We start from the raw sequence: 13898 nt of genomic DNA, 5'->3' as shown, positions 1-13898 counted from the left end.
GCACCTGTCCTATCGATCCTCCGTTTGCTGACCTTCTATCGGTTGAAACGTATAGAACTTCCCCTTTGCGGTACGGATGATCAGGGGCTTCTCGATCGTGATCTCGTGGTCGCGATTGCCGGCCTCGCGTGCCGCTTCCACCGCCAGCAGGCGCTGCATCTTCAACTCTCCAACGCGTTTCATCATCAGCGATTCAAGCCGCATCAGGCCATTGTCGAAATAATCCTCGTCGCGCCTGTCCTCGATCCGGGCACAGGCATGGGCGACGGTTGTCCGGTCACGTCCGAAATGCGGGCCGGTATCGCTCAACGGCACCTGCCCGATCACATGGGTCAGATACATGGCGACCTGCCGCCCCTCGGCGATCCAGGCGCGGCAGCGGTTCTTCGCCAGCATCTGGTCGAGGGTCATGTCATAGGCATGGGCGGCAATCGCCTGCGCCGCGGCGGCACAGGCCGCGTTCCAGCCCTCTTCGTTCAGCAGGATGCGAGCGGAACTATCGCCCTGCCGCTCATGCCTGCCTTGGGACCTGCCGTCCTGCCTCACGGCACCGGGCGCATTGTCCGCAGGCGCACCGCCAACCGCGTCGGCAGCGCCGTCTCTCCTGTCCCCAACCATCAACTGTCTCCTCAACGGGTCTCGCCTGCCCCGTCAGGACAGCAACGAAAGATCACGATGTAGAAACAGCCAGCAACAAGAACATAACATGAACACGCGCGCGAGGCAAGCACAATTGCACTTCAGGTTGTGCGGCGCCAACCAGCTCAGACAATCCGAATTTCGAGATCCGTCAATCAGTAGGCGATGAAGGTGACGATCAGCATCAGGCCCAGCACCAGGGCGGTGAACAGCGCCATGAAGCCGACCGGCCAGGAGCGGGACAGCGCCCCTTCAGGCCCGTGGGTGTTGTAAAGCCCCTTCACGACGCCCTTTACCCCGGCCTGAATGCCCCACCAGACCCGGTGCCACACGGCAGCGGTGCCATGGACGAGGCCCATCAGCACAACGCGCCCCGGCACCCGGTAGACCCAGTCGATATCGACCAGCGCCCCGTCACGCGGCGTGCTGGCGAGGCCGGCCTTCTGCGCAAGCGCGAACAGCAGGATCGAGAACAGGATCAGCTGCATCTGCGTGATCAGGTGATCGGTCGTATAGGCGTGATACTCATAGTCGAACGGCAGCATCGACCAGAGCAGGTTCGGCTGCAGGCCGACGATGAAACAGATGGCCGCGGCCAGCCCCATGGCGACCAGCATCGGCAGCGGCGCATCGCCGGAGACCTTCGCTGCCGTGGTGCGCGGACCGAGGAACGTGTTGAAGAAGATACGCACACCGATGTTCTGCACGGCACCGACAGTGGCAACGATAAGCGCCAGCCACACGAACAGGTGCTCGTAATAACCGGCGGCGGAAATGGTCATCGACTTGGTCACGAAGCCGGCAAAGAACGGCACGCCGGTAATCGTCATCGCCCCGATAAAGGCGATCACGGCGGTCAGCGGCATGGCGCGATAAAGGCCGCCCAGTTCGCCAGCGCGCATGGTCCCGGCGCGGGTCAGCACCGCGCCCATCGCCATGAACAGCATCCCCTTGTAGATGACGCTGGCAAAGGCGTGGGCGACCGCGCCGTTCAGCGCCAGATCGCTGCCGATACCGACGGCACAGACCATGAAGCCGAGCTGGCTGTTCAGCGAATAGGCCAGTACCCGTCGCAGGTCGCTGGCTGCGGCACCGAAGAAGATGAAGATCACCGCCATCGCCGCACCGATGACCATCAGGATGTCCTCGCCCGGGAAACCGCGCACGAGGGCATAGATCGCCATCTTCGTGGTGAAGGCAGACAGCATCACGGCGCCGACCGCACTGGCGCGCGGATAGGCATCGGGCAGCCAGAAATGCAGGACCGGGAACGCGGCTTTCACCCCAAAGGCGATGAAGATAAGCAGCACGGGCAGGTTCAGCGCGCCGGCCTCATCGGTCAGGCTCATTGCCGTGAATGCGAGATCGCCGCCCGTCGCCGCCATCAGCGCGATGCCGGAGATGAGCGCCATGCCGGAGCCGACCTGGATCACCAGATAGCGCATCCCTGCCTTGAAGGCTGCATGGGTGCCACCGCCCCAGACGATGAAGACCGAAGACAGCGCCGCCAGCTCCCAGAAGATGAACAGCGTCAGCAGGTCGCCTGCCAGCACACCGCCGATGGCGGCACCGGCATAGATCAGCCCCATGGATGCTTCTAGCCGCGTTGCGTGCAGCCAGCCGTAAATGGCGTTGAGTGCCGCAGCGATCAGGAAAAGGGTCGAGAACAGCACGCTCAGACGGTCGATGCGCACGGACGTCAGTTCAAAGCCGAACAGCGATCCCTGCCCGGCCAGAACCGGGGCCTCCATCGGCGCGCTGCCATAGGATGCGAGCAGCGCCCATGCCGCGCCAACGGCGACGAGCGAGGCGATCGCCCTGACCTGGCGGCCGGGCAACAGCGCGACGATGATGCCCGCAGCGATCAGCAACATGCCGGGATTAAGGGCGAGGCCGGTCAGGAGCTCAGTCATGGCCACCCTCCGCGTTCCCGTCCTGCGGATGGCGCAGATCGGCATCGCTGTCGTAATAGTCCGGTGCCATGGTCAGCATCTGCGAAAGCAGGCGCCCGCCTGCCCCGATCACGGTCGCAGCGACCGCGCCAACGAGGGCATAGAAGACGGGCAAGGCATCGAGCGTGAAATAGGGATGCATCCAGTGCAGGATCATGCCGGCGACGCCCAGCGCTGCGACGACGACGCAAAGCGCGATCAGGACGATCCACATCATGCGGATCGTGCCGGGCTTTTCGAAAAAACCGAGATCGTCAGGGTCTTGATGATGATCGCTCATGTCAGCCCCCCACCACTGCTGATAACTGGCCCATGGCACCGGTCACCGGTTCGAGGAAGGCGAGCAGCGGCTTGATATAGAAGAACAGGACGATGGTGCCGATCGCGGTGATCCAGGCCGGCACGAGACAGAATAGCGGTGCTTCGGCGAGGCCGCCCTTTTCCAATTTCAGGCTCGGCGACAGCGGATCCATGAAGCCGCGCAGCATCGGCGTCAGCAGGTAGACGATGTTCATCAGCGACGAGGCAATCAGCACCAGGAAGATCAGCTGGTGGCCGGCATCGGCAGCGCCCCACATCAGCATGAATTTCGGCCACGAGCCCGCCATCGGCGGCAGGCCGATGATCGAACAGGCACCGATGATGAAGGCAATGAAGGTGAACGGCATCTTGCGCCCCAGCCCGCGCATGTCGGAGATGAGCGACTTGTGATGGGCGACATAGATCGCGCCTGCGCACATGAAGAGCGTCATCTTGCCAAGGGCGTGGGCGGCGATCTGCGCCGCGCCACCGGCAGCGCCCATGGAGGTCGCCAGCATCGCGCCGATGGTGACATAGGAAAGCTGGGAGACGGTTGAGAACGCCAGACGGGATTTAAGATTGTCCTGTGTCATCGCGATGGCGGAGGCCGCAAGCACCGAGAAGGCTGCAAGCCAGAGGAAGAAATCAGCGGCCCAGCCCCCTGCCAGGAAGTCGATGCCGAAAATGAAGATGACGACTTTCAGCATCGCAAAGACACCCGCCTTCACGACCGCAACGGCGTGCAGGAAAGCAGAGACCGGCGTCGGCGCGACCATCGCTGCCGGCAGCCATGGGTGGATTGGCATCAGCGCCGCCTTGCCGATGCCAAAGGCAAACAGGGCGAGCAGCACGAAGACAACCGGTGAGGTCATCATCAGCAATGGCCCGTCGGCACCGCCGGCAAACAGCCCGCCCAGGGTGAACTCGGTCGTGCCGGTAATCACCCAGGTCAGCACGATCGCCGGCAGCAGGAGACCGATGGATGTGCCGAGCAGGATGCCGAGATAGATACGCCCGCCATTCCTTGCCGCCTCGTTTTCCTTGTGCGTGACCAGCGGGAAGGTCGACAGGGTCAGCACTTCGTAGAAGATGAAGAAGGTCAGCAGGTTGGCCGAATAGGCGATGCCGAGCGCCGACATGATGGCGATGGCAAAGCACATGTAGAAGCGCGTCTGGTGCTTCTCGTGGGTGCCGCGCATATAGCCGATGGAATAGAGGGAATTGACGATCCACAGGCCGGACGCGATGACGCCGAACATGGCGCCCAGCGGCTCGACCTCGAACCGGATAGCGAGACCCGGGATGATCTCGGCGACCTCAAAGCCCGGCCGCGCGCCGCCAGAGACGGCAACAGCCACGATGATCGCCATGTAGAAGACGATGACACCGGTCACGAGCGTCACGCCCTCGCGCACATTCGGCGCCTTGTCGGCGAGCATGATTCCGAAAAGGCCGAAGATCGGCACGATCAGGCTGACATACATCGCCAGTTCAGGGCTGAGGAGAGAGAACATCAGTATGCCCCCCCATAGCCAAGGCCGGTATCAAGCAATGCCTGCGCCGCGCGGGTCGCAACGCCGACCGTGACATCGGTCTGGAAGAAGAACCAGATATTGGCCAGCACCATGATCCACATGGTGATCCGCATCAAGTGCGGCGCTTCCTTCACCGGCTCTGCATCCTCCGGCACCGGCTGGAGCAGCATCGCATAGGCAAGACGGCCGATATAGATCGCGGCAAGCAGCGAGGATGCACCGATCAACAGCACGATCAGCAGCGGCGGGATGATGGTCTGGGTCTGGAAGGCCGCTTCCATCAGCTTCCACTTGGAAATGAAGCCGACCGTCAGCGGCACACCGACCAGCGACAGGCCGGAAATGATCAGCCCCCACGCCGTCCATGGCATGCGCTTGGCGAGGCCATTGAACGCCGAGAAATTGCTGTAGCCGATGCGGAGCACGACACAGCCGACCCCCATGAACAGGGCGGCCTTCATCAGCGCGTGGTTGAAGACGTGGATCAGTGAGGCGGCAACGCCGTCGACCGTGCCGAAGGAGATGCCGAGCAGCATGTAGCCGATCTGGGCAATGGAAGAATAGGCCAGCATTTGCTTCACGTTATCGCGGAAGACGGCGACGAAGGACGCATAGAACATGCCTGCGATACCGAGGATGATGAAGGCGTTCAGCGCGACATCGAGGAAGGCGAACTCGAACCCGAACACGGTGAACATGAACCGCAGGATGATATAGACCTGCACTTTCGTGGCGGTCGCCGCGAGGAAGGCAGAGATCGCCGAGGGCGCGTAGCAATAGGCGTTTGGCAGCCACAGATGCAGCGGCACCATGGCAAGCTTCAGGCCGATACCGGTGATGATGAAGGCAAAGCCCGCCTCGACCATTCGGTTCGACTGGCCCATAAGCTGCTGGTGCAGGTCGAGCATGTTGAGCGTGCCGGTTGCCTGATACAGAAGGCCGATGCCGATGACGAAGAAGGTCGCCCCGATCGTGCCCATGACGAGATAATTGAAAGATGCCGTCAGGGCCCGGCGGTCATTGCGCGCGCCCATGGCAACGAGCGCATAGGTCGACAGAGATGAAATCTCGAGGAAGACGAAGACGTTGAACGCATCGCCCGTGATCGTCACGCCGAGAAGCCCGGTAAAGCAGATCAGCAGCGCGGTGTAGAACGCCGGCGTCTGGCGATGGTCGATCTCTGACTCGACCGAATAATAGGCATACGGAAAGACAACGGAGGCAATGCCGGCAACCAGTGTCAGCACCAGCGCATTGGCAAGGTCGATGTAATAGGTGATGCCCAGCGGCGCGGTCATGCCGTCCGGTGCGCCCCACCCGCCCATGGCATACTCGATCGGCCCGTTGACCCAGACGCCTTCCAGCAGAAGCAGCGTGGTGACAAAGGTGACCCAGCTGACCAGAGTCGCCCACGCCCATGGCGCGCGCCCCGGCTTCATCAGCAGCGTCAGCGGCGCCGCGACGAGCGGAATGACGACCGGCAGCACCGGCAATTGTTCAAGACCCGGAATTGCCATTACGCAGCCCCTCCCTGGGTCTGGCTGCCCTGACCTCGCCCCTGCCCCTGTTCAGGATGCAGCGGCACGCCGAACTCGGCGAAATGATCTTCGGCTTCAAGCTCGTCTTCCTCGATTGTGCCATAGGCTTCGCGGATACGAACCGCGAGCGCGAGACCGACAGCGGTGGTTGCAACGCCGACCACAATCGCCGTCAGGATCAGCACATGTGGCAGCGGATTGGTATAGATGACTTCCGCGCCCTGTGCGGCGGCATCGGCAACGCTCGCATAGGCGGCATCGGTGCCGCTCGCCATGTCAGCGGCGGTCTCCGGCATCTGGTGCAGGCTGCCGGAGGCAGCGGAAACTTCACCCCCTGCAGGAACATCGGCAGACAGGCTGTTGGACGGAAGATCAAGACCGTCAGTGTCGTGCAGGTTTTCCGACGCGCCGGAGTTCCCGTGATCGGTGACCGTGGCGTCTGCGCCATACCCATCGCCGTGACCATCCCCATAGCTGTCATCGGCCTTGTAATTGCCGACAATGATCGGTGCCGTGCCGCCGACGATCTTGCCGATGGAGATATAGAAAATGAAAACGGAGGTCTGGAACAGGTTCAGGCCGACAATGGTCTTCACCAGGTTGCCACGCGAGATGACGATATAAAGACCCATCATCATCAGCGTGATGAAGATCCAGTAGTTATACCGACCAACGATGAATTCGATAATGTCCATTACCAGTCCTCGTCCCTGATCTCGGGCTCGCGGCCGGCGAAGTGGTAAAAGATCGTCAGCATGGTCGAGGCAACGGCGATGCCGACACCAAGCTCGACGAGAATGATGCCGATATGCTGGCCTGCATGGTGATGGCTGTCCGGCTGCAGGATGTCATAGTCGAGGAAGTTCTCGCCCAGCAGCAGCGTTGCGACGCCGGTGCCCGCATAGAACAGGACACCGATGACCATCAGCCATGGCAGCACCTTTGGCGGCAGGACTTTTTTGGTCTCGTCGATGCCGAAGCCGAGGGCATGCAGCACGAAGGCAGCGGCAAAGATCACACCGGCCTGGAAGCCGCCGCCGGGGCCGTAATCGCCGTGAAACTGCACATAAAGGGCGAAAATGATGATCGGCGCGAACAACAGCTTGATCGTCACACGCAGGATAAGGTGAGCCATCATGGTCTAGAACTCCCTTCCATCGTGTTCGGTTTCATCATCGCCGGGACGGTCATCCTTCACCTTGCGGCCGCCGCGCAGGGAGCCTGCACCGAGCAGCAGCATGACGCCGACACCGGCGGCAAAAACGACCAGAACCTCGCCCAGCGTATCGAAACCACGATAGGAGGCGAGCACGGCGGTGACGATATTCGGGATCTCAATGTCCTGCGGCGTGCGCTCGACAAACTCCTGGCCGATATGGATGTTTGCGGGCGCATTCGGATCGCCGAAGGCCGGCATGTCGATCGTCGCATAGAACAGTGCAGCGCCGGTCACGAGGCAGATTACCATGGCGATATTCTTGTGCCCCGGCACGGCAGGCTTTTCCCGCCGCGCGGTCAGCAGCATGCCGGTCAGCATGAGAACGGTGGAGATACCGGCACCGACCGCCGCCTCGGTGAAGGCGACATCGACCGCATCGAGCGACACGAAGAAAAGCGCGGCCAGGAACGAGAAAATGCCCGACAGCATGACGACCGCAAACAGGCGCCGTACACGCATCATCGCAAAGGCGGTTGCGATCAGCAGCGACAGGATCGCCAGGTCGAGCAGGATGATCGGCTGGAGTGGCGTCTGGAAATCTTCCATCAGGCGTCCTCCTCGCGCGTTTCGGCGTCACCATCGCGGCGCAGGTCCGGCCCCAGCATCGGCTTCAGCTTGCCGACCCATGCGGCATGGGCGATGGCGTGGGTGGCGACCGGGCTCGTCAGCAGCATGAAAAGTGCGATCAGCAACAGCTTGACGATGGTGATCCAGTTGTCGGACTGGAAGATCATGGCGAGCAGCATCAGCTCGACACCCAGCGTGTCGGTCACGCCGGCCGCATGCAGGCGTGTGTAGAAATCCGGAAAACGCAACATGCCGAGCGAGCCCGCGATGATGAACAGCGCGCCAAGCAGGAAAAGACACCAGCTGAGAATATCGAAGATCATTCCGCCTTCTCCTTCTCGATCTGGCGCAAATCGTCCATTGTCGGTGACATGGTCCGATAGCGGAAGAATTTCAGGATCGCGATGGTGGCAACGAAGTTGATGAGCGCGTAAAGCAGCGCGATATCGAGGAAATCCGGACGCCCGGTCAGATAGCCCATGATGCCGAGCAACAGCACCGTCTTGGTGCCGAAGGAGTTGCCCGCAAGGATGCGGTCATAGAGTGACGGACCGAGCACGGCGCGGGCGAAGGTGATCACCATCGCGACGATGATGGCAGCAGCGGCAGCAGCGAACATCATTGGCCAACCTGCCTTCCGCCAGCCTGCCTTTCAGCGGCGGCCTTGTCGGCTGCCGCATGACGTTCTGCCTTGCGCTGGCGGGCCCATTCGCGCCCTTCGAGGCCATCGAAGCCGCAAACCTTTTCGCCCATCGCCGTCATCCCGCCGACATCGGCCAGGTCCTCGGTCAGCGCGTGGACCAGAATGTCGTTTTCATGCAGGTCGACGGTAACGGTACCGGGCGTCAGCGTGATGGAGTTGGCGAAGATCACCTTGCCGAGATCGCTTGTCTGATAGGCAGGCACGGTCACCATTTTCGGGCTGAGCTTCAGCCTCGGCGACAGCGCATGCATGGTCACGGCGATGTTAGACTTGCCGATCTCGACCGTCAGCCACAGCATGTAGGTGAGAATGCCCGGGAATACGCGGGTCGGCACGCCTTCGCGGTCCAGCATGCCGGCGCGCTGGGCCAGCCATGTCGTCAGCAGGACGGAAATGATGCCGAAAGCGAGCAGTGTGGGATAGGTGAAATAGCCCGATAACAGAAGCCACAAGCCGAACATCGACAAGGCAAGCGCCAGGTGACGACCGGCAATTTTTGTCAGGAAACGCAGCATGGCTGTGATTGTCTGCCCGTTCTGTTATCTGTGGCGCCGTCCCGCAACGGCTGTTGAAGGTACCGGCAGGCATAGCCTTAACCGCACCGGAAGTCTTGGGGGAAATTGGCAAATTTCGCGACGAAATCAATCCCTTCTTGCAAGAAAACGCACAAAAGCCGCAGGGCTTGGCGTTTCCGGCCATGACAGGGAGATTTTCAACAGGAGGGATTTTGAAGGAAGGTCGGCCACCACCAAAATACGCAAGGCAGCGGCCGACGAGAAACACCATGCCACAACAGGCTTAAAACGGGTTTAAGCCGATAGGCACAATTTTCAGTAACTCGATTAAAGTTCGCCGAAATAGGTCTTGTGGACGTCGCTCTGGCCGTTCTGGGCCAGCTGCTCCTCGCCGATCACGAACATGTCGGTCTTCCAGTCCCAGTAGCGCAGGATGGTGCGCGAGAAGTCGCGGGCGATGGAATCGAAAATGCCGACGAGATCGTCGACCTGATCCTCGTTGAGGATGGCGCTGGAGCCTTCATCGGCGAAACGGCTGTCGGAGATCACCTCCCGGAAGGCGCTGCGCGACAGCCCGATGGACTTGCAGATGATCGCAAAGGATACGCCGGTCACATCGAACAGCACCATTTCAGCGGTGTCGGTGGAAACACCGGCCAGCAGGCCGACGGCGTGGGCAAATTCATGGGTCGGCTGGCAGCGGGCCGCGGTCAGTGTCTTCTGGACGATATCCATCGTCACCATCTCGCCATTGCGGCCGCGCGGGCGGTGGCGGCGGTCGATCAGCTTGAGGCTGGATTTGACCACGGTATCCGGATTGTCGCTGGTGAAGGTGACGACGAACAGTTCGTGCATCGCCTCCTGGATGACGGAGCGATCGGTCATGAAGCGCTTGAGCAGGTGCTTGCGCTGGCTGGTGTTCATCCACCAGTACATGACGAACGCCTGGTCTGGGCGCAGCTCCAGCCGCTTGAGCAGGGGCTCGCGCAAATGCTCGTCCGTGCGCGACTTGTGGATGATCGTCGTCATCGCCTGGTCGGATAACAGGACCTCGTCCTTGTCCAGCAGGCGGCGCATGATGTCGCCTTCGCCATGGCGGATCAGGGCATCGGCCACGGCCGGCGTCAGGTCGTCGCGACGCATGATGATCTGGCGGTGCTCGCGGCTGCAGGCGGCCGCCTCCATCAGCATCGTTTCCGGCACATGGGTGCGCGTCTCCAGCATCGGGCGGGCGATCTCGATATCGCTGGTCATGAGATAGCGCTGCAGGTGGCGCGGGATATCGGTGATGCCGGCGAGACGATGGGCAACTTCTACCCGGGCCGGGGTGTCGACATTGAGTAAGGTACGGATCAGGATATCGGCAGCGAAGGAGCGCTCATTGCCGCTGATCTTGCCGAGCGGCAGGACAACGATGTCGGTCAGCTTGCGCACGAGTGCCATGCGGGTCGTCATCTGGCCACTCAGGGTCAGCTGCTCGCCCGGCCCTGCAACCGGCCCGGAAGCGGCATGGTGCTGCTCCATCACTCTTGCTTGTTCAGCCATTCATCGTCCTCTGTTGGCCTTTTCGGGGGCAGTCTAGGCGCAATCCCGTTAATTCTTGCTTTCCAATTCCCCTCAGGACATGCGAGTGTCGGCAGGAAATCGTTAATCGCCGGACCGCGTTCCGGCACTATGTGAGTGGGATGAGCATGAAAACCGGAACTTTGGCCCTAGTCGGCCTCCTGACAGGCCTGACCCTTGCGGCAACCGGGTGTACCAGCATGGAAACGACCCAGCAGGCAATCGACGGGCCGATGTACCCGGCAGGCTATGCCGATGGCTGTGCCAGCGCCCGAGAGGCCGACCGTGCCTTCTCCACCAAGGTGATCCAGGACGAGACCCTGTTCAAGAATGACCGCAGCTATCGCACCGGCTGGCGGCAGGGCTTTTCCTCCTGCAAGACAGAGCAGATCGATTCCCCCGACCGGGCCGGCAACGGTTTCGAGCCGTTCTAAGAAGGCCTCTTTTCTGTCGAAAGCGCCGGTGGCCAAGGCCCTGAGCGCTGATTAAAAAGCAAAGACAAAGCGCCTCAAGGTCATTGCACGACGTCGCAACATGACTGTGACGATATGGGAGATGCGTGTCAGTCGTCCTTGCGCTTTTTCATGCCCTTATGGGCGACAATGATCCATTGCAGACACATTTCAGTAGCGCGCAACAAAAAAGCCCGGCGTCCTGCGCCGGGCTTTTTTCATTCAGTCAGATAGTCGTGGACTATTCGATGTCCTCGACGGCAACGACGGTGGTGCCGTCGGCAAGGACGATCTGGCCATTACGCCATTCCGCAGCGAGGATCGTCCGGCAGCGTTCAGCGTCAGATTCGGAGAAGCCGGAGGAATTGCCAAGACGCTCGAAGATCTCGAGGTTGGTCGTGCAGCGACGACGTTCGTTCTTGTATGCCTCTTCGCGTTGCAGGCGCTCGACGCGGTCCTGGTTCTGCTCGACGCGGCGCACTTCACGGACATAGGAAATCCAGCCATTCGCCGCCTGACGGCTGTTGCTGTAATTCTGGGCCCGGTTCCAGGCATCGATGGCGCGGTCGCGTTGTGCTTCCGAGTTGGTATCGATGTTGTAATACGCGTTGCCGATCAGCAGCCATGCATCGCCGATGTCGCGTGCTTCAAGACCGCCGCGATTGATGGCTTCGGTCAGGGCTTCCGCCGATTCCTGCCATTGCTCGTCGGCAAAGAGGATCTGGCCAAGACGGTAATAGAGCTCACCGGTCGGGGCGATCTGGGCTGCTTCACGCAGCGGCACCAGCGCCTTCTTCTGCTCGCGGGCAAGGTTATAGGCCTGGGCGAGGAGCTGAAGATTATCGAGATCACGCTCCAGATTGCCTGCCGCCATTTCCTGTTCCAGCAGCTGGGCACCGCGATACGGGTTGTCCAGGATGGTGAAGTACTGCACGAGGTTCAGGACCTTGGCAGATTCGGTAATGATCCCGGCGCGATAGGCCAGCTCGAGAACAGCGGCAGCATCAGCGTCGCGTTCTGCCTGGGAATAGGCACCGGCAAGCTGTGACCAGTACTGTTCTTCTTCCGGCCAGATGTTGATCATCTCGACCAGCAGGTCGCCCCGCTTGCTTTCCAGTTTCAGCTCCGAATAAACGTAGTTCATCGTCGCATAATAGGATTGCTGCGGATTGTTTTCCTGGCGGTGCAGGCGCAGGGCTGTTTCCATCGGGCCGAGGGCCTGCTGGAAATTATCCTGTGCGATGTAGGCACCGGCGAGAAGGCGATAGGTGTTGGCGTTGACGGGCTCGCCGACGCTTTCCTGATACTGGATATATTCGGTCAGCAGGCGGATCGCTTCGGGATAACGCTCTTCCTGGAAGTAGATCTGCGCCATGTTGAACCGGATCTGGCGGACACGGTCGGTCGGCAGGCCACCGGAGGCTGCAGCGCGCTCCAGGTCCTCGAGGATCGATGTGTAGTTCGGGTTCGGCAGGTTGGCCTTGAAGCTGGCGCGCAGCTCATAGGTCGTGCCGAGCTCATAGGGCGTCATGCCGCCGCTGCGGTTGGCCAGAAGCCGGTCCAGAACCGTGATGGCTTCGGCAAATTTCTCTTCTTCAGAGGCGAGTATGTAGGCTTTCTGCACTTCAGTCGCGACGGCTGTCGACAGCGACTGGTTCGTGTTCTCTTCCTCGTCATCCTGCGCCCAGGCAGACGGTACGCTGACCGCCGTCACGACGGTGCCGGCTGCAAGGATAAAAGCGCCTGCAGACAGCGCCATGAAGGACTTGTGGAACAATTTGCTCATTATACTGCTCTTGGGTGCCTGTACTGTTGGGTACGGCCAGCGCCGGTGTGGTGCTGGCCGCGCGATAGCTTATTCCTGGATCTGGAACCTGAAGGTCGTGCGGACGCCAAAGCGGGGCTCTGCCTGACCGTTGACGATCTTCGGCTGGTATTTCCAGCGCTCGACGGCGCGCAGGACGTTGCGGTCGAAACAGCTGTTCGTACTGCGCAGGACCCGGGCGTTCACCGTCTGGCCTGCCGGATCGACATCGAATTCGACAACGACGGTCTCGATATCACCCGAACGGCCCTGGCAGCGATCCGGATATTGCGGCTCGATACGCACCAGCGGCTGGGCGTCGCGGTCGGGGTTGAAGCCTGTGCCGATATCGACATTGGCGTCGAAGGAAGGCGCGCTGGCGGCAACACCGGCCACTTCAGGACGGAAGTTGGCGTCGTTGATCGCCGGCGGCGGGGGCGGCGGCTGGTCGAGCTGCGGACGCTCGAACTGCTTTTGGGTCGCCTGGTCAGGCGTGTCCTCGATCTGGCGGCCGATTTCGATACGAACCGTTTCGGCATCCTCATCGAGAGCGAGATCGCCACTGCTGATCAGGAAATACATGATCAGGAACAATGCTGCGGTAACGATTACCGCCAGCGGTGTGCCGACGAAAAATCTGACGATTGATCCCATCTTATTCCTCCGTAGCGATCTGAATCTGCTCTTCACCCGCCTGCTTCATCTGCTCGATGACATCGAGCATGGTCTCGGAGCTGGCATCGGCATCGACCCGCAGAACGGCACGACCCTTTGGTGTTTCACGACGCAACTCCTGAACCTTCGCCTTGACCTCATCGATGGAGTAGACCTCGTTGTCGATCCAGACCTCGTCATCGGCACTGATGCCGACGAGAAGAGCGATCAGGCGAACCTTTTCGGAAATCTGGGCTTCCGGACGATCGGTCTCGACCCCCGGCTCCTTGATGAAGGTCGACGTCACGATGAAGAAGATCAGCATGATAAAGACGATGTCGAGCAAAGGCGTGACGTTTACGTCTTCGTCGTCGCCACCCCCTGCAGATCTGATTGGCCGTCTTGCCATAATATTAGTTCCGTATCGCTGTTAACTGAACTGGCAGGAACGGGGCGC

17 protein-coding genes are annotated in these 13898 nt (G+C 60.9%); 2 read left to right on the top strand and 15 right to left on the bottom strand.

Annotated elements, in window-relative coordinates:
* Nucleotides 1-9: 9 nt before the first annotated feature.
* The 11 genes from FF098_RS16800 to FF098_RS16750 all read right to left on the bottom strand — a co-directional run bounded on the left by FF098_RS16800 (nt 10) and on the right by FF098_RS16750 (nt 8968).
* Nucleotides 10-618, bottom strand: coding sequence for a helix-turn-helix domain-containing protein (locus tag FF098_RS16800; protein WP_155142752.1), 609 nt, complete (start codon nt 616-618; stop codon nt 10-12).
* A 176-nt stretch (nt 619-794) separates the two neighbouring features.
* Nucleotides 795-2552 (bottom strand): proton-conducting transporter transmembrane domain-containing protein, encoded by a 1758-nt coding sequence (locus FF098_RS16795; protein WP_166426608.1) that lies wholly within the window; start codon nt 2550-2552, stop codon nt 795-797.
* The gene (locus FF098_RS16790; protein ID WP_155142748.1) at nt 2545-2871 is read right to left on the bottom strand and encodes a DUF1129 domain-containing protein; all 327 of its coding nucleotides are present in this window, start codon (nt 2869-2871) and stop codon (nt 2545-2547) included. Before FF098_RS16790 ends, FF098_RS16795 begins: the two co-directional genes overlap by 8 nt.
* 1 nt (nt 2872) lies before the next feature.
* Nucleotides 2873-4405, bottom strand: a complete 1533-nt coding sequence (locus FF098_RS16785) for a proton-conducting transporter transmembrane domain-containing protein (protein WP_155142746.1) — start codon at nt 4403-4405, stop codon at nt 2873-2875.
* Complete coding sequence (locus tag FF098_RS16780; protein WP_155142744.1) at nt 4405-5943, bottom strand: monovalent cation/H+ antiporter subunit D family protein; 1539 nt, start codon at nt 5941-5943, stop codon at nt 4405-4407. Before FF098_RS16780 ends, FF098_RS16785 begins: the two co-directional genes overlap by 1 nt.
* Nucleotides 5943-6659 (bottom strand): sodium:proton antiporter, encoded by a 717-nt coding sequence (locus FF098_RS16775; RefSeq protein ID WP_155142742.1) that lies wholly within the window; start codon nt 6657-6659, stop codon nt 5943-5945. Before FF098_RS16775 ends, FF098_RS16780 begins: the two co-directional genes overlap by 1 nt.
* Nucleotides 6659-7102: a Na(+)/H(+) antiporter subunit B gene (locus FF098_RS16770; RefSeq protein ID WP_155142740.1), complete on the bottom strand. Its 444-nt coding sequence runs from the start codon at nt 7100-7102 to the stop codon at nt 6659-6661. Before FF098_RS16770 ends, FF098_RS16775 begins: the two co-directional genes overlap by 1 nt.
* A 3-nt stretch (nt 7103-7105) precedes the next feature.
* On the bottom strand, nt 7106-7729 hold the full coding sequence (locus tag FF098_RS16765) for a DUF4040 domain-containing protein (protein ID WP_155142738.1): 624 nt from the start codon (nt 7727-7729) through the stop codon (nt 7106-7108).
* A complete protein-coding gene (gene mnhG, locus FF098_RS16760) occupies nt 7729-8073 on the bottom strand; it encodes a monovalent cation/H(+) antiporter subunit G (protein ID WP_155142736.1) in 345 nt (114 codons plus the stop codon). Before mnhG ends, FF098_RS16765 begins: the two co-directional genes overlap by 1 nt.
* Complete coding sequence (locus FF098_RS16755) at nt 8070-8369, bottom strand: monovalent cation/H+ antiporter complex subunit F (protein ID WP_155142855.1); 300 nt, start codon at nt 8367-8369, stop codon at nt 8070-8072. The genes mnhG and FF098_RS16755 overlap by 4 nt, the downstream gene beginning before the upstream one ends.
* Nucleotides 8369-8968, bottom strand: a complete 600-nt coding sequence (locus tag FF098_RS16750; RefSeq protein ID WP_155142734.1) for a Na+/H+ antiporter subunit E — start codon at nt 8966-8968, stop codon at nt 8369-8371. The genes FF098_RS16755 and FF098_RS16750 overlap by 1 nt, the downstream gene beginning before the upstream one ends.
* On the opposite strand from FF098_RS16750, the gene FF098_RS16745 reads away from it, so the two are divergent.
* Entirely contained in the window at nt 8967-9266 is a 300-nt protein-coding gene (locus FF098_RS16745) for a hypothetical protein (RefSeq protein WP_155142733.1), read from the top strand. The two genes, FF098_RS16750 and FF098_RS16745, sit on opposite strands and share 2 nt — an antisense overlap.
* Before the next feature lie 29 nt (nt 9267-9295).
* Here FF098_RS16745 and FF098_RS16740 read toward each other — a convergent pair whose 3' ends face one another.
* Entirely contained in the window at nt 9296-10513 is a 1218-nt protein-coding gene (locus FF098_RS16740; protein ID WP_155142731.1) for a DUF2336 domain-containing protein, read from the bottom strand.
* A gap of 146 nt (nt 10514-10659) precedes the next feature.
* On the opposite strand from FF098_RS16740, the gene FF098_RS16735 reads away from it, so the two are divergent.
* On the top strand, nt 10660-10965 hold the full coding sequence (locus tag FF098_RS16735) for a hypothetical protein (RefSeq protein WP_155142729.1): 306 nt from the start codon (nt 10660-10662) through the stop codon (nt 10963-10965).
* A gap of 259 nt (nt 10966-11224) precedes the next feature.
* On the opposite strand, the gene FF098_RS16730 is transcribed toward FF098_RS16735, so the two are convergent.
* The 3 genes from FF098_RS16730 to FF098_RS16720 all read right to left on the bottom strand — a co-directional run bounded on the left by FF098_RS16730 (nt 11225) and on the right by FF098_RS16720 (nt 13850).
* Entirely contained in the window at nt 11225-12769 is a 1545-nt protein-coding gene (locus tag FF098_RS16730) for a tetratricopeptide repeat protein (protein ID WP_155142727.1), read from the bottom strand.
* Between the two features lie 69 nt (nt 12770-12838).
* Entirely contained in the window at nt 12839-13441 is a 603-nt protein-coding gene (locus tag FF098_RS16725; protein WP_155142725.1) for an energy transducer TonB, read from the bottom strand.
* Between the two features lies 1 nt (nt 13442).
* Nucleotides 13443-13850 carry an ExbD/TolR family protein gene (locus FF098_RS16720; protein ID WP_155142723.1) on the bottom strand — a complete coding sequence of 136 codons (408 nt, stop codon included), beginning with the start codon at nt 13848-13850 and terminating at the stop codon, nt 13443-13445.
* Nucleotides 13851-13898 lie beyond the last annotated feature (48 nt).

The organism is Aquisalinus luteolus (assembly GCF_009712425.2).
Lineage (GTDB): Bacteria > Pseudomonadota > Alphaproteobacteria > Caulobacterales > Parvularculaceae > Aquisalinus > Aquisalinus luteolus.
This window is presented reverse-complemented; position numbering and strand designations above follow the sequence as displayed.

Excerpts from the sequence above, each read along its gene's own strand:
- FF098_RS16750 (WP_155142734.1), bottom strand. The coding sequence starts at position 8,968 with ATGCTGCGTTTCCTGACAAAAATTGCCGGTCGTCACCTGGCGCTTGCC.
- FF098_RS16775 (WP_155142742.1), bottom strand. The coding sequence starts at position 6,659 with ATGGACATTATCGAATTCATCGTTGGTCGGTATAACTACTGGATCTTC.
- FF098_RS16765 (WP_155142738.1), bottom strand. The coding sequence starts at position 7,729 with ATGGAAGATTTCCAGACGCCACTCCAGCCGATCATCCTGCTCGACCTG.
- FF098_RS16755 (WP_155142855.1), bottom strand. The coding sequence starts at position 8,369 with ATGTTCGCTGCTGCCGCTGCTGCCATCATCGTCGCGATGGTGATCACC.
- FF098_RS16800 (WP_155142752.1), bottom strand. The coding sequence starts at position 618 with ATGGTTGGGGACAGGAGAGACGGCGCTGCCGACGCGGTTGGCGGTGCG.
- FF098_RS16785 (WP_155142746.1), bottom strand. The coding sequence starts at position 4,405 with ATGTTCTCTCTCCTCAGCCCTGAACTGGCGATGTATGTCAGCCTGATC.
- FF098_RS16780 (WP_155142744.1), bottom strand. The coding sequence starts at position 5,943 with ATGGCAATTCCGGGTCTTGAACAATTGCCGGTGCTGCCGGTCGTCATT.
- FF098_RS16790 (WP_155142748.1), bottom strand. The coding sequence starts at position 2,871 with ATGAGCGATCATCATCAAGACCCTGACGATCTCGGTTTTTTCGAAAAG.
- FF098_RS16770 (WP_155142740.1), bottom strand. The coding sequence starts at position 7,102 with ATGATGGCTCACCTTATCCTGCGTGTGACGATCAAGCTGTTGTTCGCG.
- FF098_RS16740 (WP_155142731.1), bottom strand. The coding sequence starts at position 10,513 with ATGGCTGAACAAGCAAGAGTGATGGAGCAGCACCATGCCGCTTCCGGG.
- FF098_RS16735 (WP_155142729.1), top strand. The coding sequence starts at position 10,660 with ATGAAAACCGGAACTTTGGCCCTAGTCGGCCTCCTGACAGGCCTGACC.
- FF098_RS16745 (WP_155142733.1), top strand. The coding sequence starts at position 8,967 with ATGGCTGTGATTGTCTGCCCGTTCTGTTATCTGTGGCGCCGTCCCGCA.
- mnhG (WP_155142736.1), bottom strand. The coding sequence starts at position 8,073 with ATGATCTTCGATATTCTCAGCTGGTGTCTTTTCCTGCTTGGCGCGCTG.
- FF098_RS16795 (WP_166426608.1), bottom strand. The coding sequence starts at position 2,552 with ATGACTGAGCTCCTGACCGGCCTCGCCCTTAATCCCGGCATGTTGCTG.
- FF098_RS16720 (WP_155142723.1), bottom strand. The coding sequence starts at position 13,850 with ATGGCAAGACGGCCAATCAGATCTGCAGGGGGTGGCGACGACGAAGAC.
- FF098_RS16730 (WP_155142727.1), bottom strand. The coding sequence starts at position 12,769 with ATGAGCAAATTGTTCCACAAGTCCTTCATGGCGCTGTCTGCAGGCGCT.
- FF098_RS16725 (WP_155142725.1), bottom strand. The coding sequence starts at position 13,441 with ATGGGATCAATCGTCAGATTTTTCGTCGGCACACCGCTGGCGGTAATC.